The organism is Pseudomonas sp. CHM02 (assembly GCF_000612585.1).
Taxonomy (GTDB): Bacteria; Pseudomonadota; Gammaproteobacteria; order Pseudomonadales; family Pseudomonadaceae; genus Aquipseudomonas.
The window spans coordinates 1-23,898 of record NZ_JFCA01000017.1 but is presented as its reverse complement, the minus strand read 5'-3'; the positions used below and the strand labels follow the sequence as shown (position 1 = coordinate 23,898).

The following is a 23,898-nucleotide window of genomic DNA, read 5'->3' as shown; positions in this document are numbered from 1 at the left end:
TCAACGGCTGCGGTGCACCAGCCGGGAATAGGAAATCAGCATGCTGGTGAGTTCCTGGCTGACCCCGGTGAGGGGCGCGGAACGGCGGCTGATCAGGCACACATCACGGGGTGCCAGGGGTTCTTCGATGGCGATGGTAGTGAGTGCGCTGGAAAACAGCTTCATCCCCGGCAGCATGCGTGGTTCGATGGTCAGGTAGTCGGTTTCCGAAACGATATGCAGGGTTTCCAGCAACGAGTCGGTGGTGATCGCGATCTTCGGCGGTGCCAGGCCCTGGGTGCGGAACAGCTGGACCAGACGGTTTTCCGCGCCACCGATCACGCCGGTCGAACGTACGCTGATCCATTGGCAGTCCACCAGCTCCTGTACCGATTTGGCGTGGGCCAGCGGGTGGCCCTTGCGCGCAATGACACCGGCGCTGGAACTGTAGAGGCGGTCGATGGACAGGTCGATATCGGTGACGTTCGGCGCAAGGGGGCACAGCACGAAATCCAGGCGGCCATCGCGGACCTTTTCGACCAGGCCCTTGGTGGTACCGCTGGCCACGTGCACCTGAATGCGCGGGAAGCGTTGGGTGAAGTTGCTCAACACCGGCACCAGCAGCTCGGCCAGGGGCTCGGAGGTCACGCCCAGATCGATATGGCCTTCGGGCTCGCCTTTCCAGGGTTGCAGGTCGAGCAGGGCGCGTTCGCAGTCCAGGGTGATGGAGCGAGCGCGTACCAGGAACACTTCGCCGGCCGAGGTCAGGTTGATGCCTTGGTTCGAGCGTTGCAGCAAGACCACGCCGAGTTCTTTTTCCAGGGTCTGGATCGATTGGGTCAGGGTGCTTTGCGCCACGTCCAACTGGCGTGCGGCAGAGCGGAAGCTGCCTTTTTCGACCACGGCACAGAACGCACGAAGATGGGTGAGTGTCATGAAGGACTGCCTCGGGTTTCAGCATTTAAACCATTGAATGACTGCCAGCTTATCTGATGACTATAGGTGCGCACAGATCGGTCTGGCCGATCAGGTTCATTATTTTTGAACGCATGCAAACGGCTCCGGGCCCCGATTTTTCGGTAGGCTGGGGGCAGGTTGTGACCGGCTCGAGGGGTGATCGGAAAAGCCGAGCCTGATCACTCGGAGCGTTCTTCTCAAGCTTGCCGCGTGAAGAATAAGATCGGTCCAGGAACATTCGCCAACCGTGAAGGCGACTAAAACAACAACAACTATCCAGGTGTTCGGCCGTGCCTCTTTTTGGGTCCTGCCAGCGTCCGAACCCCAAGCGTAAGGATCATTTAAGGTGCATTTATCCATGAACAAGACTTTTATCCTGGCAGGCGCTTTGTCTGCGGCGCTGGTGGGCACTGCCCACGCCGAAAGTGTGTTGAAGGTGGCGCTCAACGCCGATATCCGCAGCACCGACCCAGGTGTGAACCGCGACACCAACTCCGACGCGGTGATCATGCACATCACCGAAGGGCTGGTAGCCTTCCGTGAAGACGCCACCGTCGGCCCGTTGCTGGCCAAGGACGTGCAGGTGTCCGACGACGGCCTGCGGTATACCTTCCACCTGCGTGACGGGGTGAAGTTCCAGAATGGCAAGGCACTGACGTCCGCCGACGTGCTGTGGACCTGGAAGCGCTTCCTCGACCCCAAGACCCAATGGCGCTGCGCGCCTGAATTCGATGGCCATGGCGGCGCCAAGATCGTCGACATGAGCGCCCCGGACCCACTCACCGTGGTGTTCACCCTCGACAAGCCCAATGGCCTGTTCCTCACCAGCACTGCACTGCCTGAATGTGGCGGCAGCGGCATCCTGTCCTCGGACTCGCTCAACGCCGATGGCAGCTGGAAGGCCCCGGTGGGCACCGGCCCATTCAAGCTGGGCGAATGGAAGCCCGGTCAATACGTCGAACTGCTGCGTAACCCCAACTACAGCGCCCGTGATGAAAAAGAGCCGGACGGTTACACCGGCAACAAATCCACCACCCTCGACCGCGTGCGCCTGTTGGTGATCCCTGATCCGGCCGCCGCCAAAGCCGCCCTGCTGTCGAAAAACGTCGACCTGCTGATCGACGTCACCCCGCTGGACGCCACCGAACTGGCGGCCAACCCCGGCGTGCGCGTGACCTCCAGTGGCACCATGTCGGTCAACGCGTTGCTGTTCCAGACCCGCGACCCGCTGCTCAAAGATGTGCACCTGCGCCAGGCCATCGCCCATGCCCTGGATTCGGCGCAAATCGTCGAAGCGCTCACCGGCGGGCGTTCCAAGGCCAACAACTCGATGGTCGCCAGCGGCAGCCATTACCACACGGCCGTCGAAGACCAGGGCTACACCTTCGACCCGGCCAAGACCGCGCAGTTGTTGCGTGAGGCTGGCTACAAGGGCGAGCCGATCAAGCTGATCGTCAACAAACGCTACGCGGCGATTTTCGACATGGGCGTGTTCGTCCAGGCCATGGCCAAGGCGAGTGGCATCAACCTGGAACTGGAAACCCTCGAGTGGGGCACGCAGTTGGAGCGCTACCAGAGCGGCAACTACCAGATGATGGCGTTCCCGTACTCCGAACGCCTCGACCCGGCCCTGAGTTTCGACTCGATGACCGGCGACAAGGACAAGGAAGCGCGCAAGGTCTGGGACAACCCCCAGGCCCGCGAGTGGCTGCGTGAAGCCCAGCGCGAAGGCGACATCACCAAGCGCCAGGCGCTGTTCGACCAACTGCACCAGCAGATGATCAAGGACGTGCCGATGATCCCGATGTACAACGGCAACGCGATCGCCGCCAGCCGTGACTACGTCAAGGGCCTGCGCACCTGGCCGGTGTCCAAGCCGCGCCTGTGGACCGTCAACGTCCCAGCCTCCGGGAGCAATTGAGGATGTTTCGTTTTATCTCCCAACGCCTGGCGATGTCGATTCCGACCTTGCTGCTGATCTCGCTGATGGTGTTCGCGATCATCCGCCTGGTACCGGGCGACCCGGCGCTGCTGATGCTTGGCGACATGGCCGATGCCCACAGCCTGGAGGTCGCACGTGCGTCCCTGGGCCTGGACCAGCCGCTGCCGGTGCAGTTTGTGATCTGGCTGAAGGCGGTGCTCAGCGGCGACCTCGGGCATTCGATCACCACCAATGAGGCGGTGTTGCCGCTGATCCTCGACCGCTTCCAGGTGAGTGCCGGGATCGTGCTGGTATCGGTATTGCTGGCCGCCTTGATTGCGGTGCCGGCCGGCTTGCTGTCGGCGTGGAAGCAGGACAGCGCGCTGGACTTCAGTGTGGTCTCGACCGCGACGCTGCTGCTGTCGATCCCCAGCTTCTGGCTCGGCCTGCTGTTGCTGTATGCGTTTGGCATCAAGCTGGGCTGGTTGCCGGTGGTGGGTTATGTGTCGTTCGGCCAGTCACCGTGGCAGGCCTTGAGCTTCATCGTGTTGCCGATTGTCACCCTGACGTTGGTGGAACTCGGCGCGATCACCCGCATGGCGCGGGCGAGTGCCATCGAGGTGTTGCGCCTGGAGTACATCACCCATGCCCGCGCCAAGGGGCTGTCGGAACGTGCGGTGCTGTGGCGCCATGCGCTGCGCAACTCGTTTGCGCCGACCCTGACCCTGATCGGGCTGATCCTCGGCAACCTGCTCAGCGGCATTGCCGTGCTGGAAACCGTGTTCACGCTGCCGGGCATCGGCCGTCTGATGGTCGATGCCATCTACGCCCGGGACTACCCGGTGCTGCAAGGCTGCCTGCTGCTGGTGACCTTTGTCTATGTGCTGGTCAACCTGTTGGTGGACCTGCTGTACCCGCTCTTCGACCCCAGGGTTAAGTTATGAATAAGCCACTTCCTGTTGCACCCGAGGTGCTGCTGCCTGCACCGGTGCGTGCCCCCAGGGCCTGGCGCGTGCCGCCGTTGAATGCACTGATTGGTGCGTTCCTGTTGGGCTTGCTGTTGCTCATGGCCGCGCTCGGCCTGGTGTGGACGCCCCATGATCCGCTGGCGCTGAACCTGCTGGCGCGGTTGCAGGCGCCGACCGCCGCGCACTGGCTGGGCACCGATGAATACGGCCGCGATGTGTTGAGCCGCTTGATGATCGGCGCGCACACCAGCCTGTGGGTGAGTGTGCTGACGGTGAGCATGGCGATTATCGCCGGTACGTTCCTCGGCTTGCTGGCCGGTTTCCTGCGCGGCTGGGTCGACCGTGGCCTGATGATGATCAACGACGCGCTGCTGGCGTTTCCCGGCATCCTGCTGGCCCTGGGGTTGATGGCGATCATCGGCCCGAGCTTGTACGGCATCGTCTTCGCCCTGAGCCTGGCCTATACGCCGTCGGTGGTGCGGGTGGTGCGCGGCACGGTGTTGTCGCTGCGGGAGAAGGAGTTTGTCGAAGCCTCGCGGGTGATCGGCAACTCCGAGCTGTACACCATGCTGCGCCATATCGCGCCGAACTGCGTGGCGCCGGTGTGCGTGCTGGCCACCAGCATGTTCGGCTGGGCGATCCTCGCCGAAAGCTCGCTGAGCTTCCTTGGCCTGGGCGTACCGCCACCGGCGGCGACCTGGGGCAATATGCTCGCGGCCAGCCGGCCGTATATCGCCACGGCCAGCTGGCTGGGGCTGTTTCCCGGTGTCTGCATCGCCATGGCGTTGCTGGCGTTCAACCTGTGTGGCGATGCCTTGCGTGACCGCCTTGACCCACGGATGAGTAAATGAGCATGACTGACGTACTGTTGGCAGTCGATCACCTGAAAATCCGCGTCGGCGCCCACGGCCCGCTGGCGGTCAATGACCTGAGTTTCACCATCGCGCCGGGGGAAATCGTCGCGCTGGTGGGCGAGTCCGGCAGCGGCAAGACCATGGCCGCCCGCGCCGCCATCGGCCTGCTGCCACCGCCGCTGGAGCACTGTGGCGGCCAGGTGCGGTTCCAGGGCCACGATCTCAACAGCCTCAAGCCGGAGCAACTGCGCCATCTGCGCGGGGCCAAGATCGGCATGGTGTTCCAGGAACCCATGGTGTCGCTCAACCCGTCCATGAGCATCGGCGAACAAATGGCCGAAGGCCTGCGCCTGCACACCAAGCTCACCGACGCGCAGATCCGTGAACGCAGCCTGGAGATGCTCGGCCATATCGGTATCAAGGACGCCGAACGCTGCCTGGCCGCGTTCCCCCACGAGTTTTCCGGCGGCATGCGCCAGCGCATCATGCTCGCCTCGGTGATGCTGCTGCGCCCGGCGCTGCTGATTGCCGACGAACCGACCACGGCGCTGGATTGCCTGGCGCAACTGGATGTGTTGAAGCTGATGCTCGACCTGACCCGCGAGCAAGGCACGGCGATTCTGTTTATCAGCCATGACTTGTCCCTGGTGGCGCGTTACGCCGACAAGGTGGTGGTGATGCGTGAAGGGCGTGCGGTGGAGCAGGGCACCATCGAGCAGATCCTGCTGGCGCCCAAGGCCGAGTACACCCGGCAGTTGCTCGAGGCCTTGCCACGCCGTGGGGTGTTGGCGGACCTGCCTCAGGCCGACGGCCCGCTGCTGACGGTCAGGGACGTGTGCATCGAACACCCCGGCCCGCGCAGCTTGTGGGGCCGTACGCCGTTCAAGCGCGTGGTGCATTCGGCCAACCTCAGCATCGCACCGGGCGAAACCCTGGCGCTGGTGGGCGGCAGCGGCTCCGGCAAGACTACCCTGGGCCGCGCGATTGTCGGCCTGAACAAAGCCTGTGCCGGTGCCATCGAGTTTGAAGGCGTGGACATCCTCAAGTCCGGCAACCGCGAACACCGGTTGCAGTGCCAGATGATTTTCCAGGACCCGTATTCGTCCCTCGACCCGCGCATGAAGGTCGGCGACATCCTCGCCGAACCGCTGCGCCACGTGCCAGGCATGAGCGCCGAGCAGAAGCGTGAGCGCGTCACCAAGACGCTGCTGGATATCGGCCTGGCCGAGCAGTTTGTCGACCGTTTCCCGCACCAGCTGTCCGGTGGCCAGCGCCAGCGTGTCGCCATTGGCCGCGCGTTGGTGCGGCACCCACGCCTGGTGATTGCCGACGAGCCGATCTCGGCCTTGGACATGACCATCCAGAAACAGATTCTCGAGCTGTTCGAACGCCTGCAGGCGCAGTACGGCTTTGCCTGCCTGTTCATCTCCCACGACTTGGCGGCGGTGGAACGCATCGCCCACCGGGTGGCGGTGATGAGCGAGGGCAGGGTGGTGGAAATGGGCGCGCGCGACGAGATCTTCGACCGCCCGCAACACCCTTACACCCGCAAGTTGCTGGCCGCCGCCAGCCCCTTGGAGAAACTTGAAAACGGTGGCTACCGCATCCGCCAGGGCCCCGTACCGCTAGCGCTGTAACCCAGGACTGACGTCACCCGCCGCGCAAATCACCGATTTGCGCGAACGGCGAAGCCATGCCCGAAGAACAATAAAAACCCCCAACCATGACACTGCCAGGAGCTTAAAAAAATGAAAAAATCCCTGACTCAACTCATCACCGGCGTTGGCGTCGTGAGCAGCGGGTTGATCCCGTTCGCCGCCCATGCCGACTTCATCAAGGACAGCAGCGGTACGCTGGAATTGAAGAACTACTACTTCAACCGTGACTACCGCGAAGAAGCCACCCAGTCGGTGCGTGCCGAATGGGCCCAAGGCTTTTTGCTCGGCATCAAGTCCGGCTTTACCGAGGGCACGGTGGGCTTTGGCCTGGATGCCATGGGCATGCTCGGGTTGAAACTCGACTCCAGTCCGGACAAATCCGGTACCGGCTTGCTGCAGCGTGACAGCGACAAGCGCGCCTCCGACAGCTACTCCAAGCTCGGTGTGACCGCCAAGGCCCGCTTCGCCAAGAGCGAACTGCGTGTGGGCTACCTGGTGCCGGACCTTCCGACCCTGCAACCCAACACCAGCCGGCTGTTCCCGCAGTCGTTCAGCGGCACGCAACTGGTGTCCAACGACATCAGCAACCTCAAGATCAGCCTCGGTCAGTTGGACCAGGCTAAAGACCGCGACTCCACCAACTACGAAGACATGAAGCTGACCACGGTCAGCAAGGTCTACAAAAGCACGGCCCTCAGCGACCAGTTCCGCTTCGCCGGCGGCGATTACTCGCTCACCCCCAACACCTTGCTCAGCTATCACTACGCAGCGCTCGACAGCATCTACCACCAGCAATACGGCGGCTTCAAGAACAGCTTCGGCCTGGGCCCCGGCACGCTGAAAACCGACGTGCGCTACTTCAAGGCGGACAAGGACGGTGCAGGCCTGGCGGGTGATGTCGACAACCGTGCACTGAGTACGCGCCTGACCTACCAGTACGGCGGCCACAGCATCGGTGGCGGTTTCCAGCGGCAGTTCGGCACCACGCCGTTCACCTACCTGGATGGTTCGATCAGCTACCTGTTCACCGAGTACCAGTTCACCAACTTCACCCAAACCAAGGAGCGCGCCTGGCACGCACGCTACGACTACAACTTCGCCGACCTGGGCCTGCCGGGCCTGCTGTTCGGGATCAAGTACGCCAAGGGTGATTCGGCTGAGGTGATCGGCTTCAACGGCGAAGGCCGTGAATGGGAACGCGACCTGGACATCAGCTACGTGGTGCAGACCGGCCCGTTCAAAGGCGTGTCGATGCGTTGGCGCAACGCCCTGGCCAAGGGCAACTTCTACAACGACGTCAACGAGAACCGCGTACTGCTGGGCTACACCCTGGCACTCTGGTAAGCGTGTGAATGCCAGCGGTCTTGTTGAGGCCTGAGGGGTTGTCTGTGGTGAGCGGGCTTATTGTGGTGAGCGGGCTTGCTGTGGTGAGCGGGCTTGCCGTGGTGAGCAGACTTGCTGTGGTGAGTGGGCTTGCTGTGGTGAGCGGGCTTGCCCCGCGCTGGGCTGCGTAGCAGCCCCGAAACCTGCCACCGCGTTTTCTCTGGAAAAACGCGGTGGCCTTGGTGGGGCCGCTGCGCGCCCCAGCGCGGGGCAAGCCCGCTCACCACAAGCGCCGTGCTCAGCACAGCAACCCAGCTCGCCACAAAACCCCTTGCCCCACGGCTGATCGGTTTTGCAGATCAAGATAGCCCTGGCCGCCCTTACAGGCGATCACCCGGTCTCGATACTCTTTTCAAAAGCAAGTTTCCTCAAGAACCATCACTCGAATATCGAGACTTCTGTTTTATGAAACTTAATCAACACCCCTTGCTGCAAGCGACACAAGGTACCCACAGGCACGTGGAAAGTGAGCATTACGGTGCAGTGGGGGCGGGTCGGAAAATCTATATCCAGGCGGCGCTGCATGCCGATGAAACCCCGGCAATGCTGGTGGCCGCGCACCTGCGCCGGCAACTGGCGGCACTGGAGAATGCCGGTCGCCTGAATGCACAGGTCGTGCTGGTGGCCGTGGCCAACCCGGCCGGCCTGGGCCAATACATCATGGGCGCACCCAGCGGTCGTTTCGAGCTGGGCAGTGGCCGCAATTACAACCGTGGTTTCCCGGTGCCGTACCCGGAAATCGCCGGCAAGATCGAACACCTGCTCAGCCAGGATATCGACGCCAACCGTGAACTGATCCGCACCGCCTGGGGCGAGGCACTGCGCGCCACGCGACCGATGGATGAATACCAGTCGCTGCAGCAGACCCTGATGCTGCTGGCCCACGATGCTGACATCGTGCTGGACCTGCACTGCTCCCGCGAAGCGGCGATGCACCTCTACACCGGTGAATCGGTGTGGCCGACCATCGAGCCGTTGGCGCGCTACATCGGTGCCGAGGCCACTTTGCTGGCTACCGATTCCCAAGCCAACTCCTTTGATGAAGCGCTGTACCTGCTGTGGGTGAATTTGCGCGAGCGTTTTGGCGATCGATTCCCGATCCCCGACAGCAGCATTGCCGTGACCGTGGAACACCGTGGTCAGCGTGATGTGTCCTATGAACTGGCGGACCATGACGCCACCGCGATCATTGATTACCTCACCCACCTGGGCGCCATCGAAGGCACCCCACGGCCGTTGCCCGCCTTGCGCAGCCCGGCCACGCCGCTGGCAGGCAGCGAGCAGTTCTATGCACCGAGCGCCGGCGTGCTGGTGCACCGTGCGGCGGTCGGCAGCCGGATTGAAGCAGGGCAGGCGTTGTTCGATATCGTCGACCCCCATAGCGGCCAGACGGTGACCGTGCATAGCCACACCAACGGCGTGTTGTACATGCGTCGTGATGTGCGCTTTGTGAAGCCGGGCGACCCCCTGGGCCGCGTGTCCGGTGCGACACCGATTCGCAGCGGCAAGCTTCTCAGCGCGTGAATTGAAAGGCGATCAAGCCTGTAGGAGCAGGCTTGCCGGCGAGAGCGGTGTGTCAAAGGTACCGCCATCGCAGGCAAGCCAGCGCCTGCAGCAGATCTTCAATGTTTTCAGATTTTTATCAGGCAGGACACCTCATGCACGCCAACCCGGCAATCACCCTCGAAAACCAATTCTGCGCCCATAACTATTCGCCGCTGCCGGTGGTCATCGTCAAGGGCGAGGGCGTCTGGGCCATTGGCGATGACGGCAAGCGCTACCTGGACATGATGTCGGCCTATTCCGCCGTCAGCCACGGCCATGTGCATCCGCGCATCCGCGCCGCCGCCGTGGCGCAGATCGACAAGATCAGCGTGGTGTCGCGCGCGTTCTACAGCGAGCCATTGGGCAACTTCCTCAAGGCGCTGTGCCGCCTCAGTGGCTTCGACTCCGCGTTGCCGATGAACAGCGGCGCCGAAGCCGTGGAGACCGCGATCAAGGCCGCCCGTCGCTGGGGCTATCGGGTCAAGGGCATCGCCGCGAACCAGGCGAAGATCGTGGTGGCCGACAACAACTTTCACGGCCGTACCTCGACGATTGTCGGCTTCTCTTCCGAGCCGGACTACAAGGCCGACTTCGGCCCGTTCTGCAACGGCTTCACCGAGGCGCGCTTCGGTGATATCGAGAGTTTTCGCCAGGCCATCACCGCCGACACCTGCGCCGTGCTGATCGAACCGATCCAGGGTGAAGCCGGTATCCGCGTGCCGCCTACCGGGTTCCTGCGTGAGCTGCGTCAGCTGTGTGACGAAACCAATACCTTGCTGATCCTCGATGAAATCCAGTCGGGCCTGGGCCGTACCGGCAAATGGTTTGCCTTCCAGCATGAAGGTATCCGCCCGGACGCGCTGATCCTCGGCAAGGCGCTGGGCGGCGGGATCATGCCGGTGTCGGCGTTTGTCGCGGATCACTCGATCATGGACCTGTTCGACGCCGGCAGCCATGGCTCGACGTTCGGTGGCAACCCGCTGGCCGCCGCGATTGGCCTGGAAGCCTTGAACGTGCTGGAAGAAGAGGGGTTGATCGATAACAGCGCGCAATTGGGCCACTACCTGGTGGAACGCTTGCGGGCGATGAACTCCCCGGTGATCCGTGAGATTCGCGGCCGCGGTTTGTGGGTCGGTGTGGAGCTGGACCGCGACGCACGGCCAATCTGCGAAGCGCTGCTCGCCGAAGGCCTGCTGACCAAGGAAACCCATGAGAACGTGCTGCGCATCGCGCCACCGTTGTCCATCACCCGCGAGGAACTGGACTGGGGCCTGGTGCGTATCGAGCGTGTGTTCGGCCAACTATGAGCGACTTTCTCAACCACCTCGACATCGACGGGCAGCGCTACGCCTATATCGACCTGCATAAGTTGCTGACGCCCGCGCAGTTGCACCGGTTGCCGTATTCCCTGCGCATCCTGCTGGAAAACATCGCCCGTTGCGCCCCGGCCTCCCTGCCACCGGTGCTGGCACGGGCGACGGGGACGGGACCGGACTGCGAGGTGCCGTTCCAGCCCAACCGCCTGATGTTCCATGACACCACCTGCCTGCCAGCCCTGGCGGACTTTGCCGGGATGCGCGATGTGGTCGCGGAGCTCGGCGGTGACCCGACGGCGGTGAACCCGTCGATTCCCGCCGTGCTGACCATCGATCACTCGGTGATCGTCGAACACTACGCCGAAGCCGGTGCGGTGGATGCCAACCTGGACATCGACTTTCGCCGCAACAGCGAGCGCTACCGTTTCATCAAGTGGGCCCAGGCCAGCCTGGACAACTTCAAGGTGATCCCGCCGGGCACCGGGATCATCCACCAGATGAACATGGAGTCCATCGCGCAGGTGGTGTGGGAAAGTCCCGCCGCCGACGGCGGTGTGTTGCTGCACCCGGACTGCATGGTCGCCACCGACAGCCATACGCCGATGATCAACGCCATCGGCGTGCTGGGCTGGGGCGTGGGCGGGCTGGAAGGGCAGGCGGCGATGCTCGGTGAGCCGGTGCCGATTCCGTTCCCCCAGGTGGTGGGGATTCGCGTGAGCAATGCCTTGCGTCCCGGCGTGACGGCGACGGACCTGGCCTTGACCGTGACCGAACGGCTGCGCCAGCGCAGCATGGTCGGCAAGTTTGTCGAGTTCACCGGGCCAGGCTTGTCGTCACTGAGTTGGGCGGCTCGCGGCACGGTGGCGAACATGGCGCCGGAATATGGCGCGACGGTGGTGTTTTTCCCGTTCGATGACGAGACCCTTTCCTATCTGGAACTGAGTGCGCGACCAGCGCCGTTGCTAGCCAAGGTGTCGGCCTATATGGCCGCGCAATCCTTGTGGCACCAGGCCGGCGAGCCGGAGCCGCAGTTCGATGAGTTGATCGAGTTGGATCTGGCCACGGTGGAGCCCAGCGTAGCCGGGCCGCACCAGCCCCATCAACGCCAGTCGTTGGCGAACGCCGCCGCTTCGTTTCATCAGCACGTGCAGGGCGAAGCCGGGCGGCAGTTTGTGGCGCCATCGTTTGATGCGCCGCTGACCCACGGCGCGGTGGTGATGTCGGCGATCACCAGTTGCACCAACACCGCCAACCCGGCGCAGATGATCCAGGCCGGGCTGCTGGCGCGTAATGCACGGGCGCGTGGCGTCGGACGCAAGCCGTGGGTGAAGACCTCGCTGTCGCCCGGTTCGCGGGTGGTGGCGGACTATCTGGAAGCGGCAGGCTTGCTGGAGGATTTCGCCGCGCTGGGTTTTGACCTGGCGGGCTTTGGTTGCATGACCTGCATCGGCAATTCCGGCAGCCTTGAGGCCCATGTGCAAGCCTTCGCCGAGCAAGGGCTCAAGGGCGTGGTGGTGCTGTCGGGCAATCGCAACTTCGAAGGCCGGGTCAACCCGCAAGTGCCGGCCGGTTATCTGGCCTCGCCGGCGCTGTGCGTGGCCTATGCCATTGCCGGGAGCATCGATATCGACCTGTCCAGCCGTCCGCTGGCGCTGGATGCCCAAGGCCTGCCGGTGTACCTGGCGGAGTTGATGCCCAGCGATGCCGAGGTGGCCGCGCAAGTGGCGCAGGTGGTGCGCCCGGCGCTGTTCCAGCAACGCCGTGAGCTGCTGTGGCAGGGCACGCATCACTGGCAGGCGCTGGAGGCCGATGGCAGCGTGCAGTTTGCCTGGCATCCCGATTCCACCTACCTGCGCCGCCCGCAGTACCTGGCGGATGTGCAGCCGTTGCCGGCAACGAGCCTGGTTGTGCGCAATGCGCGGGCGCTGGTGGTGTTGGGTGATAACGTCACCACCGACCATATCTCGCCGGCGGGCACCATCCCGGCCGAGAGCCTGGCCGGTGCGTGGTTGCGCGAACGAGGGGAGGCCGAGGCGGATTTCAACCAGTACTCGACCCGGCGCAGCAACCATGAAGTGATGGTGCGCGGCGCCTTCACCAACCCGCGCCTGAACAACTTGCTGGACCCGACGCAACCCCCACGCCAGGGCGTGTGGGCGTGGACTGCCGACCACAGCGCCTACCAGCCGCTGTACCTCGCTGCGCAAAGCTACGCCGGTACGCCCACGGTGCTGTTTGCCGGGATCAACTACGGCGCTGGCTCCAGCCGCGATTGGGCGGCCAAGGTCCTGAGCCTGTTGGGGATCAAGGCGGTGGTGGCGCGCAGCATCGAACGCATTCACCGCAGCAACCTGATCGGCATGGGCGTTTTGCCGTTGGTCTTGCGTGACGGCGCAACGGTGCAGGACTTGTTGCTCGATGGCAGTGAGCGCCTGACGTTCCTGGGCCTGGAACACCTGCAGGTCGGTGAAAACCCGATCACGCTGCAGATCGAGCGTGCCGACGGCAGCCTCTTGCACAGCGCCCTTGCCCTGCGTCTCGACTCGCTGCAAGAGCTTGGGTACCTTGTGCACGGCGGCGTGCTGCCGTTTGTGATCCGCAAGACCGTGCAACGGACCCGCCCAGGAGCGCTCGATGACTGATCCATTGGTACTGCAACAACTGGCCCCCGATGGCGTGCTGCGCGCCGCCATCAACTTCGGCAATCCGGTATTGGCGCAACGCGGCCCGGGCGGTAAGCCCCAGGGCGTTTCCGTGGCGCTCGCCAAGGCGCTGGCCGAAGAGCTGGGTGTCGAGTTGCAACTGATCACGTTCGAGGCGGCGGGCAAGGTCTTCGCTGCACTGGCCGAGGATGCATGGCGCGTGGCATTTCTGGCGATCGAGCCGGTGCGTGAACGGGAAATCGCCTTCAGCGCGCCTTACGTGGCGATCAAGGGCACTTACCTGGTGGCAGCGGCTTCACCCTTCACCCACGTCGCCCAGCTGGACGGGCCGGGCCGACGTATCGCCGTTGGCCAGGGCGCGGCGTACGACCTGTACCTGAGCCGCACGCTGCAGCATGCCGAACTGGTGCGGGCACCGACTTCGGCCGCTGCCGTGGACTGGTTCAGCGAGCAAGGCCTGGACGCCGCGGCAGGCGTGCGCGACTTTCTGCAAACCCTGGTGTGCGAACAGTGGCGCCTGGTGCAGGATGACTTCATGACCATCCGCCAGGCCATGGCGGTTCCGGTGGCGCATGCAGGCGCTGCCGCGTTCGTCAGATCCTTTGTCGAACGGCAGAAAGAGAATGGCTTGGTGAAGCGAGGCCTGGTGGCCAGCGGGCAGAGCGCTGAGCTACAGGCGACGTAGGAAGGATTTGACGATGTGCCGGGTGGCGTCGGTGGTGTCCAGTTCATCCATGGCGCCATAAGGGTGCCACTGGCAATCGATGATTTCATTGCAAGGTTTTGCATCGGCGATGTTGACGACTGACGCTTCGAACACGTGGTGAACGGTGTCGCGGGCCTTCAGTTCCTGCAAGTACAGCAAGCCGTCCACGTTCAATCCGGTTTCTTCTTCCAGTTCGCGTTCCGCCGCGCCGACCGGGCGCTCGTCGCGTTCGACCTTACCCCCCGGCAATGCCCATTTCGATCTGGCCTTGCGCACGAAGAGGATATGCCCCTCGTGTTCGCAAATGACCGTGGCCCTTATTTTCATCGTCTGTGCCCCCGCAGTGGGATGAATGTCATAAAAGTGTAATGCAATTGTCATGCTAAGTGGTTATGGCGCTGATGTGTGGGGATGTGGATACTGCCCGATTGATCAAAACGGACGAGGAGAGCAGATGAGCACCGTACGCTGGGGCATGATCGGCTGTGGCAGTGTCACTGAGTTGAAGAGTGGGCCCGCTTTCTACAAGGCGCCAGGTTCTGCGCTGGTGGCCGTAATGGGGCGCCGTGAAGAAGCCGTGCGCGATTATGCGACACGCCATGGCATTGCGCGCTTCTACACCGACGCCCAGGCCCTGATCAACGATCCCGAAGTGGACGCGGTGTACATCGCCACGCCACCCGACAGCCACCTTGAATACAGCCTGATGGTGGCCGCCGCGGGCAAGCATTGCTGTGTCGAAAAACCGATGGCGTTGAATGCCGAGCAAAGTGCGTTGATGCAGCGCACCTTCGAACGTGCCGGCCTGCACCTGTTTGTCTCGTATTACCGCCGCTCGTTGCCGCGTTTCCAGCAAGTGCGCCAGTGGCTGCAGGACGGGCGCATTGGCCAATTGCGTCACCTGACCTGGACCTTGTGCAAGCCACCGGGCGCCGACGATGCCAGCGCGGCCAATTGGCGCACCGACCCGCTCATTGCCGGTGGGGGGTACTTTGCCGACCTGGCCAGCCATGGGTTCGACCTGTTCCAGTACCTGGCCGGGGATATCGTCGAGGTCTCGGGCTATACCGCGCGACAGGCCGGGCGCTACGCCGCCGAGGATGCGGTGACCGCCTGCTGGACGTTCGCATCCGGCGCGCTGGGCATGGGTTGCTGGAACTTTGTCGCCGACCGCCGCGAAGACAGGGTCGAGCTGATCGGCAGCAAGGGGCGCATCACGTTTGCGGTGTTCGAAGACCAGCCGCTGCGCCTTGAAGGCGAGGTGGACGAGGTGCTGGAAGTGCCTTGCCATGCGCATATCCAGTGGCACCATGTGCTGGCCATGAATGCGCACATTCGCGGGGAGGCCGAGCATCCTTCGCAGGCGATCGAGGCACTGAAGACCGATCGGATCCTCGACAAGGTGCTACAACGTAACCCTCATCACCCCGGGTAATCGCAATAGGCTGGCTGTTCATTTTTCTAAGGGAACACAGGGATGAAGTACTGGATGATGTTGTGGCTCGCCATCGCCACAAGTGCAATCGCGGCACCACGAGAGCAGCGGCCGGCGGGGGATTTTGATTTTTACGTGTTGTCACTGTCGTGGTCGCCGACGTTTTGCCTGACGCACCCGAACAATCAACAGTGCACGGGCAAAGGCTACGGGTTCGTGCTGCACGGGCTTTGGCCGCAGTACGCACGGGGTGGGTGGCCGGCGTCGTGCGATTCGCAATCGCGGCTGTCGGCAGAAGACATGGCCAAGGGCGCGCTGATGTTTCCCACACCGGCATTGCTCAAGCATGAGTGGGCCAAGCATGGCACCTGCAGCGGCCTGGATGCCTCGCGTTATCTGGAGGCCACTGATGCGGCGCTGGCCACGGTGCAGATTCCGCAGCAACTGCAGCCGTTCAATGTGCCCAATTACCTTGAAGCACGCGACATCGAACAGTTGTTCCGCCAGAGCAACCCCGCGATGGGCGATCACAGTGTGGCGGTCATCTGCAAGGGCACCGTGCTGTCCGAAGTGCGGGTGTGCCTGAGCAAGGAACTGCGCTTTGCCGGCTGCCCCAAAAGCGTGAAGACCCAGTGCCGCCGCGGTGACATTCGCATTCCGGTTCAGCGCTGATCCGGCGTCTGGAGTGCGTGCAGCGCAATGGTCGCCGCGGCGTTGGCCGTTGACGCTCCGGCGCGATCCGCCAGGTAACGTGCCGGCGGCTGTCCTACCGCCTTGCGGAACATGGTGATGAAGCCGCTGGCGTTCTCATAGCCCAGGTCCAGGGCGACCCGCTGCACGCTTTCGCCCCTGGCCAGGCGTTGCAGAGACAAGATCACATGCAACTGCCGGCGCCAGCGGCCGAAACTCAAGCCAAATTCTTCCAGCAACAGGCGCGTCATGCTGCGCTCGCTCATGCCGATGCGCATGGCCCATTGGCCGAGCGTGGCCTTGTCGCCGGGGGCGGCCAGCAAGCTGTCGGCCAGGCGTCGCAAGCGCGGATCCTGGGGCATCGGCAGGTGCAGGTCCTCGATGGGCGCCTGGGCCAGTTCGTCCAGCAGCGTGCGGATCAGGCGGCCCTGTGCGCCGTCTTCTTCGTACAGTTGCGGGAAGCTTACGGCCTTGCTGATCAGCTCATGCAACAGGCCGGACACCGACAGCGTGCAACATTGCGCGGGCAGGTCGCCGGCGGCGTCCGGGTCGATCAACAGGCAATACACCTGCGCTTCGCCGGAACCGCGCGCGGCATGGGACAGGCCGCCGGGAATCCACAGTGCGCACTGGGGCGGCACGATCCAGATGCCAGCCTCGATCTGGCAATGAATCACCCCGCGCAGGGTGTACATCAGTTGGCCCTTGCGATGGGAATGCGGGGCATGCTCCCAGCTCTCGGACGTGCTGGTGGCGTTCACGGCCACCACGGCACGCGGGAGCAGGTCGGCGTCCCTGACCCTGGAGGGATCATGTTGATCAAGGCGGTGGCGTTGCATGGCGGCTTCACGGCTTGGCTGAATTGCGAAACATTCTGGCTATTCTGTGCAATGCCGTCCAGCGAGTTGATCCTTATGATGAGATTCACTCTCATCAACGGCTACTCAAGGGGCTTTGCCATGCGACTCGACAGTTCAACATTCCCAGTGGTGAAAATCGTCTTCGATGCACCCACCGAGGGCGGGCCGGAAGATGCCTTCCTGGCCTTCGAAAGCCTGCTGGCCCGCCAGCAATCCTTCGTGCTGCTGCACGAGAAATCCGTGGATGAAAACAACCACGAGCACTCTCACGAGGAGCGCAAGCACGCGTCGATCTGGATGAAGAAAAACAAGCAGGCGCTGCGTACCTATGTCAAAGGCATGATTCAGGTGGAGCCCAGCACCGCGCAGCGCCTGGCGCTGAAGCCGTTTGCCGTGATGTTCGGCAAGGCCTGGGGCTACCCGCTGCTGGTGGTGGAGTCCAAGGATCGCGCCTGGGCGCTGGCGCGGGATGTGCTGGACGAGCAGGTGTCGGATGTGGCGCATTTCTAAGCGCTGCCCCGCTTGTAGGCGCCGGCTGCCAGCGATAGGCCCTCAAGATTTGCATCGCACCTGGGGACGCCATCGCCGGCAAGCCGGCTCCTACAGGGGGTATCGGTCAATCGATGCAGATCGCCCGCCCCAGCTTGCCTTTCTCCACTGTCGCCGAGCAGCCGAAGCGGCTGTTATCCACTTGGCAGGTGCCGCTGATCGGTGTGGTGCCTGTTTGCGTGGTCACGCTGGTCTGGCACTCACCCTCGCACTGGCTCGAATCGGTACATGCCTTGCCCGCATCCTTGTACGGCGTGATGCACTTCCAGCTCTGCAACTTGCCGACTTGCTTCATGGTGCCGCCGCCGGCCAGGCACGTCGACGCAGCGGAGTCTTGGGCGGGTGGCGTGGTGGACGCGGTTGTGGTGCAAGCCGATACCAACAGCAGGGCGGCCAGGCCGATCATCAATTTCATGCAAAAATCCTCGTGGAGTAAGCGCCGCGGTGCAGTGTACGGGCATTTGGACTACTTTGATTGACGAGCGATCCCTATCCGGTACCTGCCATGCGCACGTTATGGAAACGCTATATGGCGTTGTTGGAAAACGATCTGAGCACGCAGATCTTCGACAACGTGAAAAACCTGCTGGTGTGTGCACTGTTGTTTGCAGCGGGGACCAATACGTTGCTTGGGCAGCGTGACTTGTTTATCGGGGTGTTCGCCTCCAGCGTGGCCGGCTGGGGCCTGATCATCCTGTCGACGCTGCTCATGCTCCTGAATATCAGCGACGGTATTCGCCGGCTCGCCAAGCTGCGCTATCACCTGGCGCTGCAGGTATTGTTGATCCTGGTGTACCTGGTGATCGCCGAACGGGTGGTCGAGATTGTGTGGGGCTTTCGGGCGCATTGAAGTATCCTCCGCGACCCGTTTGCCAGCGATTCAAACCCAGATGACAGGACAAGACATGCAGGCGATGCTCTCGTCGATCCTCGACGAAGTGCGCCCCCTGATCGGCCTCGGCAAAGTCGCCGACTACATCCCCGCGCTCGCCGATGTGCCGGCCAACCAGCTTGGCATCGCCGTGTACGGCAACGACGGTTCGGCCTACTGCGCCGGCGATGCCGATACGCTGTTCTCGGTGCAGAGCATCTCCAAGGTGTTCAGCCTGGTGCAGGCCATCGACCACGGCGGCGAAACCATCTGGGAACGCCTGGGCCACGAGCCTTCGGGACAACCATTCAACTCCATGGTGCAACTGGAATTCGAACGCGGCCGCCCGCGTAACCCGTTCATCAATGCCGGCGCGCTGGTGATTTGCGACATCAACCAATCGCGTTTCGCCGTGCCGATTTTGTCAATGCGCGATTTCGTTCGTCGTCTGTCCGGCAACCCGCAGATCCTGGTCAACAGCGTCGTCGCCGAATCCGAAGCCCAGCACGGCGCGCGCAACGCGGCCATGGCCTACCTGATGAAATCCTTCGGCAACTTCCACAACGACGTGGACGCGGTGTTGCACAGCTACTTCAACTATTGCGCGCTGCAGATGAGCTGCCTGGACTTGGCCAGGGCCTTCAGCTTCCTGGCCAACGAAGGCGTGAGCGCCCACAGCGGCGAACAGGTGTTGACCGCGCGCCAGACCAAACAAGTCAACTCGATCATGGCCACCAGCGGGCTGTATGACGAGGCGGGGAATTTTGCCTATCGCGTGGGGTTGCCGGGCAAGAGCGGGGTCGGTGGCGGGATCGTTGCGGTGGTGCCGGGGCAGTTCACGGTGTGCGTGTGGTCGCCGGAGTTGAATGCAGCGGGTAACTCGCTGGCGGGGATGAAAGCGTTGGAGTTGTTGAGTGAGCGGATTGGTTGGTCGGTGTTTTGAGATCGTTCCTGTGGGAGCGGGCTTGTTCGCGAAAGCGCTGGGTCAGCGCCAGATGCAGTGACTGATACGCCGCATTCGCGAGCAAGCCCACACACAGGGGGGCGTGGCGAGTTCAATTCACATTCAGTCTATCCAACAAGCTGTACCACGCCACACCTGCGCCAATGTAAAACCGCTGCAGATTATGCATCGGCAAACGCTGCAACGCCGTCACCGGGTACGCAAATTCGGCGTTGCCGTCGCACAACCGCCCAGCCAATTGCTGCCCCAGGCTGGTACACAACGCAATCCCACGGCCGTTACAGCCCAGCGCCAATGTGAGCCCCGGCGCCGGTTCGTGAACATGGGGCATGAAGTCCCGCGTGATCGCGATGCGGCCTGCCCAACGGTATTCGAATTCCAATGGCCCCAACTGTGGAAAGAGCAGTGCCAACGAACGCTCCAGATGAGCAAAATCCGTGGGTGAGGTGGGGTCGTTGAACAGCCCGCGTCCGCCCATCAGCAAGCGCCCATGGCTGTCTTTGCGAAAGTACAGCAGCAGCCTTTGTGCGGTGGAAACGGTTTCCTGGCCCGGCAAAATACTTTCGGCCGCGCGCCCGGTCAAAGGCTTGGTGGCGACGATAAAACTGTTGGCCGCCAGGATGCTTTGCGCCATGCCCGGCCACAGGTTGCCGCTGTAGCCGTTGGTGGCAAGCACGACCTGATCGGCCATGACCTGTGCACCACCAGCGGTCTGCAACTGCCAGCCGGAACCCTGGCGTTGCAAGCTCGTCACCGCGCTCTGCCCATGGATCCGCACACCCGCCGCCAACGCCGCGGCCACTAATCCACGGGCATACGCCAACGGTTGAATCGCACCCGCGCGGCCGTCCAGCCAGCCGCCGGCAAAGGCATCACTGCCCATGCGCGAAGCCACCGCCGGCGCATCCAGGCGCTGCACCGGTACGCCACGCCTGGCCCACTGATCCGCCCGCGCATGCAGCCCGGCAACGCCTTTTTCGCTGTAGGACACCTGCATCCAGCCTTTGCGTACCGGCGCGCAATCAATGCCGTGCTTTTCGATCAGCCTGAACACCAGGTCGGCCGAATTCGACACAGTCGAGATCAGCGGTTCGGCGCGCTCCGGTCCGTACATTTGCACCAGTTGCTCGGGATCGTATTTGAGCGTGGGATTGACCTGCCCACCATTGCGCCCGGAGGCGCCCCAGCCGGGCTCGTTGGCTTCCAGCACGCACACGCTGACGCCGCGCTCAGCCAGATGCAGTGCCGTGGACAAGCCGGTATAGCCCGCGCCGACAATCGCCACGTCCACCTTCACCGACTCGCCCAACGCAGGCGTCGGCACCACCGACGGCGCGGTCGCTGACCACAATGACTTCATGACAGGCTCCGCGTATCGCCGGTGGGGTGCAGCACCCGTCGCAGGAAGTCCTGGGTACGCGGATGTTGCGGGTTACCCAGCACTTGCTCGGCCGCGCCGCTCTCAACGATGTAGCCGCCATGCAGGAAGCACACACGGTCGGCCACTTCCCGTGCAAAGCCCATCTCGTGGGTGACCACGATCATGGTCATGCCTTCGTCCGCGAGGGTACGCATCACGGCCAATACATCGCCGACCAGTTCCGGGTCGAGGGCCGAGGTGGGTTCGTCGAACAGCATGGCTTCGGGTTTCATCGCCAGGGCGCGGGCGATGGCCACGCGTTGTTGCTGGCCGCCGGAGAGTTGTTCCGGGTAGGCATCGGCCTTGGCACTCAGGCCGACTTTTTCCAGCAGCACCAGGGCTTCTTCGCGGGCCTGCTTGGGCGGTTCGCCTTTGACGTACACCGGGCCTTCCATTACATTTTCCAGCACGGTGCGATGGGGGAACAGGTTGAAGCGCTGGAACACCATGCCCATGCGGCTGCGCAGGGCGTGCACGGTCTTGCTGCCGCGCTGCACGGTTTCGCCGAACACATTGATGTGCCCGCCGTCGTAGGCTTCCAGCGCATTGATGCAGCGCAGCAGGGTGGATTTGCCCGAGCCCGAGGGGCCGATCAGGCACACCACTTCGCCCTTGGCCACGTCGAGGTCGACGCCGTGCAGCACGCGGTGGCTGCCATAGTGTTTTTGCAGTTGGCGAATCTCGATCATGCTTTTTTCCTCCGGCCCAGATGCTGTTCCATGCGGCGCAGGCCATACACCAGCGGCAGGCTCATCAGCAGGTAGAGCAGGGCGACCAGGGTGTAGACGGTCATGTTCTGGAAGGTCGACGAAGCAATCAGCTGGCCCTGGCGGGTCATCTCGGCGACGGTGATGGTGGAGACCAGCGACGAGTCCTTGAGCATCATTACCAGGGTGTTGCCATAGGGCGGCAGGGCGATGCGGAACGCTTGCGGCAGGATCACCCGGCGCATCATCAGCGCCGAGCGCATCCCCAAGGCTTCGGCGGCTTCACGCTGGCCTTGTTCGACGGCAATGATGCCCGTGCGGAAGTTCTCGGCTTGGTACGCCGAGTAGGCGATGCCCATGCCGATTACGCCGGCATAAAACGCGGTGAGGTGCACGCCCATGTCGGGCAGCACAAAGTAGATGTAGAACAGCTGCACAATGATCGGCAGGCCACGGATCACGTTGATGATGGTGCTCGCTACCCACGACAGCGCCCGGATCGGCGACAGTTTGAGCAACGCCAGCACCAGGCCGATGGCGCTGCTGAGCAGGAACGACAGCACGGTGATCTGGATGGTCACCCAGGCGCCTTGTAGCAGGATCGGCAAGAAGTCCTGGGCGTTTTGCAGGAACTCAGCCGGGTTCATGGACGCACCTGGGTATCAAGGCCCCACTTCTTGAGGATGCTGTCCAGCGTGCCGTCCGCCTTGATGCTGGCAATGGCCGTATTCAGGCGCTCGAGGGTTTGCGCATCGCCCTTGCGCACCACCAGGCACACTTCGCCGACGTTGGTGGGCTTGTAGTCAGGGGCGAGCTTCACGCCTTTGAACAGCTTCTGGCGAATCTGGTAGGCCACCACCGGCTGGTCACCCACGGCGGCCTTGATGCGGCCCAGGGACAGGTCGCGGACCATCTCGCCGATGGAGTCATAGGTGCGGATCTCCTTGAAGATTCCAAGCTTGTTCAGTTGGTCGTAGAAGATCGTACCGGCCTGCACGCCGACGACCTGGCCCTTGAGGGGGGTAAGGTCGGGGTAGGCGGCATTGTCGTCGGCGTTGATGATCAGGCCCTCACCGTAGGCATACACCGGGGCGCTGAAGTCGACGACCTTGGTGCGCTCTTCGGTCTTGAGCATGCCGGCGGAAATGAAGTCGAGCTTGTCGGACGTGAGGGAGGGGATCAGCGCAGCGAAGTTGGTCTGCTCGATCTGGCTGGTAAAGCCGCCGGCCTTGCCCACCGCCTCGGCGACATCGACCATCACGCCCTGGATGCTGTTGCTCTTGATGTCGAGGAAGGTGAACGGCGAACCACTGGCCGTTGCACCGACTTTGTACGAGGACGCACTTTCTGCGTGCACGGCGCTGACGCAGAACGCGGTGCAGAGAGCGAAGGCAAGGCGGCGAAACAAGGGCGAAAGACTGTTCATCGGGTTACTCCAGAAGGAAAACGGAAAGTCAGTACCGCGAGCGGCTGCCGATGAAATCGCAAGCTCTGTGCCATTTCGATTGTTAAAAATCGTATGTCGGTATAGAAAATCGATAAAATGAACCATTCGTATCGATATGCGATATTTGGTGGTCTATTTTTGTGATTTGAGGTAGAAATATCGCCACGCTTGATCGACCTGACCGCGAGTCCGCCATGTCCGAAGAACGCAACAGTCTGCACAATCAATCCCTGGAAAAAGGCCTGTCGGTGCTCAAGGCATTCAGCGCCCAGCGCCGCAGCATGAGCCTTGCAGAGGTGGCCGAGGCTGCCGGCATGACCAAAAGCTCGGCCCAGCGCATGGTATTTACCCTCGAAAGCCTGGGTTACCTTCGGAAACACTCGCGCACCCGGCATTACCAACTCACACCTCGGGTACTGGAGTTGGGCTTCAGTTACCTGGATGCGCATTCGTTGATCGAAGTGGCCAACCCGTTTCTGTCGGAGTTGACCCGACTGACCGGCGAGACGTCGTGCCTGACCGAGCCTGCGGGCTACGACATGACCTATATCGCGCGGTTCGTCAGCTCGGGCTTCGTGCCCGTGCACATGCCGATCGGCTCGCGGGTGCCGATGTATTGCACGGCGTCGGGGCGCGCCTATCTGAGCGCGTTGCCGCAGGAGGAAGCGCTGGTGTTGATCGAGAACAGCCAGCGCATTGCGCACACCAGCCAGACGCTGACTGAAGTCGACCAGATTCTGGAATCGTTGCAGCAAGTGCGCGAGCAGGGCTATGCGGTGAATGGCCAGGAGTTGTTCCTGGGCGACATGACCATTGGCGCGCCGGTGCTGGGCGCGAATGGTCGACCGGTGGCGGCGGTGCATGTGGTGGCGCCGACCAGTCGGTGGAGCAGGGCGGATGCCGAGCGGCAGCTGGCGCCGGCGTTGTTGCAGTGTTCGCGGGCGTTGAGCAACTCGGCACGGAACCTCGAATAACTCCACTCTCACATCCGCCGCAAATCACTGT

At 62.9% G+C, this 23,898-nt stretch carries 23 protein-coding genes; 15 read left to right on the top strand and 8 right to left on the bottom strand.

The window, feature by feature from the left end; all coding sequences use genetic code 11:
• Nucleotides 1–915 (bottom strand): LysR substrate-binding domain-containing protein, encoded by a 915-nt coding sequence (locus BM70_RS0111540; RefSeq protein WP_025856164.1) that lies wholly within the window; start codon nucleotides 913–915, stop codon nucleotides 1–3.
• 379 nt (nucleotides 916–1,294) lie between these two features.
• Here BM70_RS0111540 and BM70_RS0111535 point away from each other — a divergent pair, with 379 nt between their 5' ends.
• From BM70_RS0111535 to BM70_RS0111495, 9 genes are all read left to right on the top strand, one after another.
• Nucleotides 1,295–2,857 (top strand): ABC transporter substrate-binding protein, encoded by a 1,563-nt coding sequence (locus BM70_RS0111535; protein WP_025856163.1) that lies wholly within the window; start codon nucleotides 1,295–1,297, stop codon nucleotides 2,855–2,857.
• Nucleotides 2,858–2,859: 2 nt separating this feature from the next.
• Complete coding sequence (locus BM70_RS0111530) at nucleotides 2,860–3,801, top strand: ABC transporter permease (RefSeq protein WP_025856162.1); 942 nt, start codon at nucleotides 2,860–2,862, stop codon at nucleotides 3,799–3,801.
• Nucleotides 3,798–4,676: an ABC transporter permease gene (locus BM70_RS0111525; protein WP_025856161.1), complete on the top strand. Its 879-nt coding sequence runs from the start codon at nucleotides 3,798–3,800 to the stop codon at nucleotides 4,674–4,676. The genes BM70_RS0111530 and BM70_RS0111525 overlap by 4 nt, the downstream gene beginning before the upstream one ends.
• Nucleotides 4,673–6,316: an ABC transporter ATP-binding protein gene (locus BM70_RS0111520; protein WP_025856160.1), complete on the top strand. Its 1,644-nt coding sequence runs from the start codon at nucleotides 4,673–4,675 to the stop codon at nucleotides 6,314–6,316. Before BM70_RS0111525 ends, BM70_RS0111520 begins: the two co-directional genes overlap by 4 nt.
• Before the next feature lie 111 nt (nucleotides 6,317–6,427).
• On the top strand, nucleotides 6,428–7,681 hold the full coding sequence (locus tag BM70_RS0111515) for an OprD family porin (protein WP_025856159.1): 1,254 nt from the start codon (nucleotides 6,428–6,430) through the stop codon (nucleotides 7,679–7,681).
• Between the two features lie 444 nt (nucleotides 7,682–8,125).
• Nucleotides 8,126–9,244, top strand: coding sequence for a succinylglutamate desuccinylase/aspartoacylase family protein (locus tag BM70_RS0111510; protein ID WP_025856158.1), 1,119 nt, complete (start codon nucleotides 8,126–8,128; stop codon nucleotides 9,242–9,244).
• 134 nt (nucleotides 9,245–9,378) lie between these two features.
• Complete coding sequence (gene rocD / locus BM70_RS0111505; RefSeq protein ID WP_025856157.1) at nucleotides 9,379–10,572, top strand: ornithine--oxo-acid transaminase; 1,194 nt, start codon at nucleotides 9,379–9,381, stop codon at nucleotides 10,570–10,572.
• Nucleotides 10,569–13,223 carry an aconitate hydratase AcnA gene (acnA, locus tag BM70_RS0111500; protein WP_025856156.1) on the top strand — a complete coding sequence of 885 codons (2,655 nt, stop codon included), beginning with the start codon at nucleotides 10,569–10,571 and terminating at the stop codon, nucleotides 13,221–13,223. Before rocD ends, acnA begins: the two co-directional genes overlap by 4 nt.
• A complete protein-coding gene (locus BM70_RS0111495) occupies nucleotides 13,216–13,929 on the top strand; it encodes a transporter substrate-binding domain-containing protein (protein ID WP_025856155.1) in 714 nt (237 codons plus the stop codon). Before acnA ends, BM70_RS0111495 begins: the two co-directional genes overlap by 8 nt.
• On the opposite strand, the gene BM70_RS0111490 is transcribed toward BM70_RS0111495, so the two are convergent.
• Nucleotides 13,915–14,277: an NUDIX hydrolase gene (locus tag BM70_RS0111490; RefSeq protein WP_025856154.1), complete on the bottom strand. Its 363-nt coding sequence runs from the start codon at nucleotides 14,275–14,277 to the stop codon at nucleotides 13,915–13,917. The genes BM70_RS0111495 and BM70_RS0111490 overlap by 15 nt on opposite strands.
• A 127-nt stretch (nucleotides 14,278–14,404) precedes the next feature.
• Between BM70_RS0111490 and BM70_RS0111485 the strand changes: the two genes are divergently transcribed.
• Both BM70_RS0111485 and BM70_RS0111480 read left to right on the top strand, forming a co-directional pair.
• Entirely contained in the window at nucleotides 14,405–15,385 is a 981-nt protein-coding gene (locus BM70_RS0111485) for a Gfo/Idh/MocA family protein (RefSeq protein WP_025856153.1), read from the top strand.
• A gap of 42 nt (nucleotides 15,386–15,427) precedes the next feature.
• A complete protein-coding gene (locus tag BM70_RS0111480; RefSeq protein WP_025856152.1) occupies nucleotides 15,428–16,057 on the top strand; it encodes a ribonuclease T2 in 630 nt (209 codons plus the stop codon).
• Here BM70_RS0111480 and BM70_RS0111475 read toward each other — a convergent pair.
• The gene (locus tag BM70_RS0111475) at nucleotides 16,048–16,914 is read right to left on the bottom strand and encodes a helix-turn-helix domain-containing protein (RefSeq protein WP_025856150.1); all 867 of its coding nucleotides are present in this window, start codon (nucleotides 16,912–16,914) and stop codon (nucleotides 16,048–16,050) included. The genes BM70_RS0111480 and BM70_RS0111475 overlap by 10 nt on opposite strands.
• Before the next feature lie 120 nt (nucleotides 16,915–17,034).
• On the opposite strand from BM70_RS0111475, the gene BM70_RS0111470 reads away from it, so the two are divergent.
• Entirely contained in the window at nucleotides 17,035–17,445 is a 411-nt protein-coding gene (locus tag BM70_RS0111470; protein WP_025856149.1) for a hypothetical protein, read from the top strand.
• A 106-nt stretch (nucleotides 17,446–17,551) separates the two neighbouring features.
• Here BM70_RS0111470 and BM70_RS0111465 read toward each other — a convergent pair whose 3' ends face one another.
• The gene (locus BM70_RS0111465) at nucleotides 17,552–17,899 is read right to left on the bottom strand and encodes a hypothetical protein (RefSeq protein WP_025856148.1); all 348 of its coding nucleotides are present in this window, start codon (nucleotides 17,897–17,899) and stop codon (nucleotides 17,552–17,554) included.
• A 90-nt stretch (nucleotides 17,900–17,989) separates the two neighbouring features.
• Here BM70_RS0111465 and BM70_RS0111460 point away from each other — a divergent pair, with 90 nt between their 5' ends.
• A complete protein-coding gene (locus BM70_RS0111460; protein ID WP_025856147.1) occupies nucleotides 17,990–18,334 on the top strand; it encodes a hypothetical protein in 345 nt (114 codons plus the stop codon).
• A gap of 55 nt (nucleotides 18,335–18,389) precedes the next feature.
• Nucleotides 18,390–19,298 carry a glutaminase B gene (gene glsB, locus BM70_RS0111455; RefSeq protein ID WP_025856146.1) on the top strand — a complete coding sequence of 303 codons (909 nt, stop codon included), beginning with the start codon at nucleotides 18,390–18,392 and terminating at the stop codon, nucleotides 19,296–19,298.
• Between the two features lie 112 nt (nucleotides 19,299–19,410).
• Here the strand turns inward: glsB and BM70_RS0111450 are convergent, their stop codons facing one another.
• From BM70_RS0111450 to BM70_RS0111435, 4 genes are read right to left on the bottom strand one after another with little or no spacing between them, the layout of a single operon-like run.
• Nucleotides 19,411–20,679 (bottom strand): FAD-binding oxidoreductase, encoded by a 1,269-nt coding sequence (locus BM70_RS0111450; protein ID WP_025856145.1) that lies wholly within the window; start codon nucleotides 20,677–20,679, stop codon nucleotides 19,411–19,413.
• The gene (locus BM70_RS0111445; protein ID WP_025856144.1) at nucleotides 20,676–21,428 is read right to left on the bottom strand and encodes an amino acid ABC transporter ATP-binding protein; all 753 of its coding nucleotides are present in this window, start codon (nucleotides 21,426–21,428) and stop codon (nucleotides 20,676–20,678) included. The genes BM70_RS0111450 and BM70_RS0111445 overlap by 4 nt, the downstream gene beginning before the upstream one ends.
• Complete coding sequence (locus BM70_RS0111440; protein ID WP_025856143.1) at nucleotides 21,425–22,093, bottom strand: amino acid ABC transporter permease; 669 nt, start codon at nucleotides 22,091–22,093, stop codon at nucleotides 21,425–21,427. The genes BM70_RS0111445 and BM70_RS0111440 overlap by 4 nt, the downstream gene beginning before the upstream one ends.
• The gene (locus BM70_RS0111435; RefSeq protein WP_025856142.1) at nucleotides 22,090–22,872 is read right to left on the bottom strand and encodes an ABC transporter substrate-binding protein; all 783 of its coding nucleotides are present in this window, start codon (nucleotides 22,870–22,872) and stop codon (nucleotides 22,090–22,092) included. The genes BM70_RS0111440 and BM70_RS0111435 overlap by 4 nt, the downstream gene beginning before the upstream one ends.
• 215 nt (nucleotides 22,873–23,087) lie before the next feature.
• Between BM70_RS0111435 and BM70_RS0111430 the strand changes: the two genes are divergently transcribed.
• Entirely contained in the window at nucleotides 23,088–23,867 is a 780-nt protein-coding gene (locus BM70_RS0111430; RefSeq protein WP_025856141.1) for an IclR family transcriptional regulator, read from the top strand.
• Nucleotides 23,868–23,898 lie beyond the last annotated feature (31 nt).

Excerpts from the sequence above, each read along its gene's own strand:
- BM70_RS0111535 (WP_025856163.1), top strand. The coding sequence starts at position 1,295 with ATGAACAAGACTTTTATCCTGGCAGGCGCTTTGTCTGCGGCGCTGGTG.
- BM70_RS0111515 (WP_025856159.1), top strand. The coding sequence starts at position 6,428 with ATGAAAAAATCCCTGACTCAACTCATCACCGGCGTTGGCGTCGTGAGC.
- BM70_RS0111440 (WP_025856143.1), bottom strand. The coding sequence starts at position 22,093 with ATGAACCCGGCTGAGTTCCTGCAAAACGCCCAGGACTTCTTGCCGATC.
- rocD (WP_025856157.1), top strand. The coding sequence starts at position 9,379 with ATGCACGCCAACCCGGCAATCACCCTCGAAAACCAATTCTGCGCCCAT.
- BM70_RS0111480 (WP_025856152.1), top strand. The coding sequence starts at position 15,428 with ATGAAGTACTGGATGATGTTGTGGCTCGCCATCGCCACAAGTGCAATC.
- BM70_RS0111495 (WP_025856155.1), top strand. The coding sequence starts at position 13,216 with ATGACTGATCCATTGGTACTGCAACAACTGGCCCCCGATGGCGTGCTG.
- BM70_RS0111510 (WP_025856158.1), top strand. The coding sequence starts at position 8,126 with ATGAAACTTAATCAACACCCCTTGCTGCAAGCGACACAAGGTACCCAC.
- BM70_RS0111525 (WP_025856161.1), top strand. The coding sequence starts at position 3,798 with ATGAATAAGCCACTTCCTGTTGCACCCGAGGTGCTGCTGCCTGCACCG.
- BM70_RS0111470 (WP_025856149.1), top strand. The coding sequence starts at position 17,035 with ATGCGACTCGACAGTTCAACATTCCCAGTGGTGAAAATCGTCTTCGAT.
- acnA (WP_025856156.1), top strand. The coding sequence starts at position 10,569 with ATGAGCGACTTTCTCAACCACCTCGACATCGACGGGCAGCGCTACGCC.
- BM70_RS0111465 (WP_025856148.1), bottom strand. The coding sequence starts at position 17,899 with ATGAAATTGATGATCGGCCTGGCCGCCCTGCTGTTGGTATCGGCTTGC.
- BM70_RS0111485 (WP_025856153.1), top strand. The coding sequence starts at position 14,405 with ATGAGCACCGTACGCTGGGGCATGATCGGCTGTGGCAGTGTCACTGAG.
- BM70_RS0111475 (WP_025856150.1), bottom strand. The coding sequence starts at position 16,914 with ATGCAACGCCACCGCCTTGATCAACATGATCCCTCCAGGGTCAGGGAC.
- BM70_RS0111435 (WP_025856142.1), bottom strand. The coding sequence starts at position 22,872 with ATGAACAGTCTTTCGCCCTTGTTTCGCCGCCTTGCCTTCGCTCTCTGC.
- BM70_RS0111540 (WP_025856164.1), bottom strand. The coding sequence starts at position 915 with ATGACACTCACCCATCTTCGTGCGTTCTGTGCCGTGGTCGAAAAAGGC.
- BM70_RS0111460 (WP_025856147.1), top strand. The coding sequence starts at position 17,990 with ATGCGCACGTTATGGAAACGCTATATGGCGTTGTTGGAAAACGATCTG.
- BM70_RS0111520 (WP_025856160.1), top strand. The coding sequence starts at position 4,673 with ATGAGCATGACTGACGTACTGTTGGCAGTCGATCACCTGAAAATCCGC.
- glsB (WP_025856146.1), top strand. The coding sequence starts at position 18,390 with ATGCAGGCGATGCTCTCGTCGATCCTCGACGAAGTGCGCCCCCTGATC.
- BM70_RS0111450 (WP_025856145.1), bottom strand. The coding sequence starts at position 20,679 with ATGAAGTCATTGTGGTCAGCGACCGCGCCGTCGGTGGTGCCGACGCCT.
- BM70_RS0111445 (WP_025856144.1), bottom strand. The coding sequence starts at position 21,428 with ATGATCGAGATTCGCCAACTGCAAAAACACTATGGCAGCCACCGCGTG.
- BM70_RS0111430 (WP_025856141.1), top strand. The coding sequence starts at position 23,088 with ATGTCCGAAGAACGCAACAGTCTGCACAATCAATCCCTGGAAAAAGGC.
- BM70_RS0111490 (WP_025856154.1), bottom strand. The coding sequence starts at position 14,277 with ATGAAAATAAGGGCCACGGTCATTTGCGAACACGAGGGGCATATCCTC.
- BM70_RS0111530 (WP_025856162.1), top strand. The coding sequence starts at position 2,860 with ATGTTTCGTTTTATCTCCCAACGCCTGGCGATGTCGATTCCGACCTTG.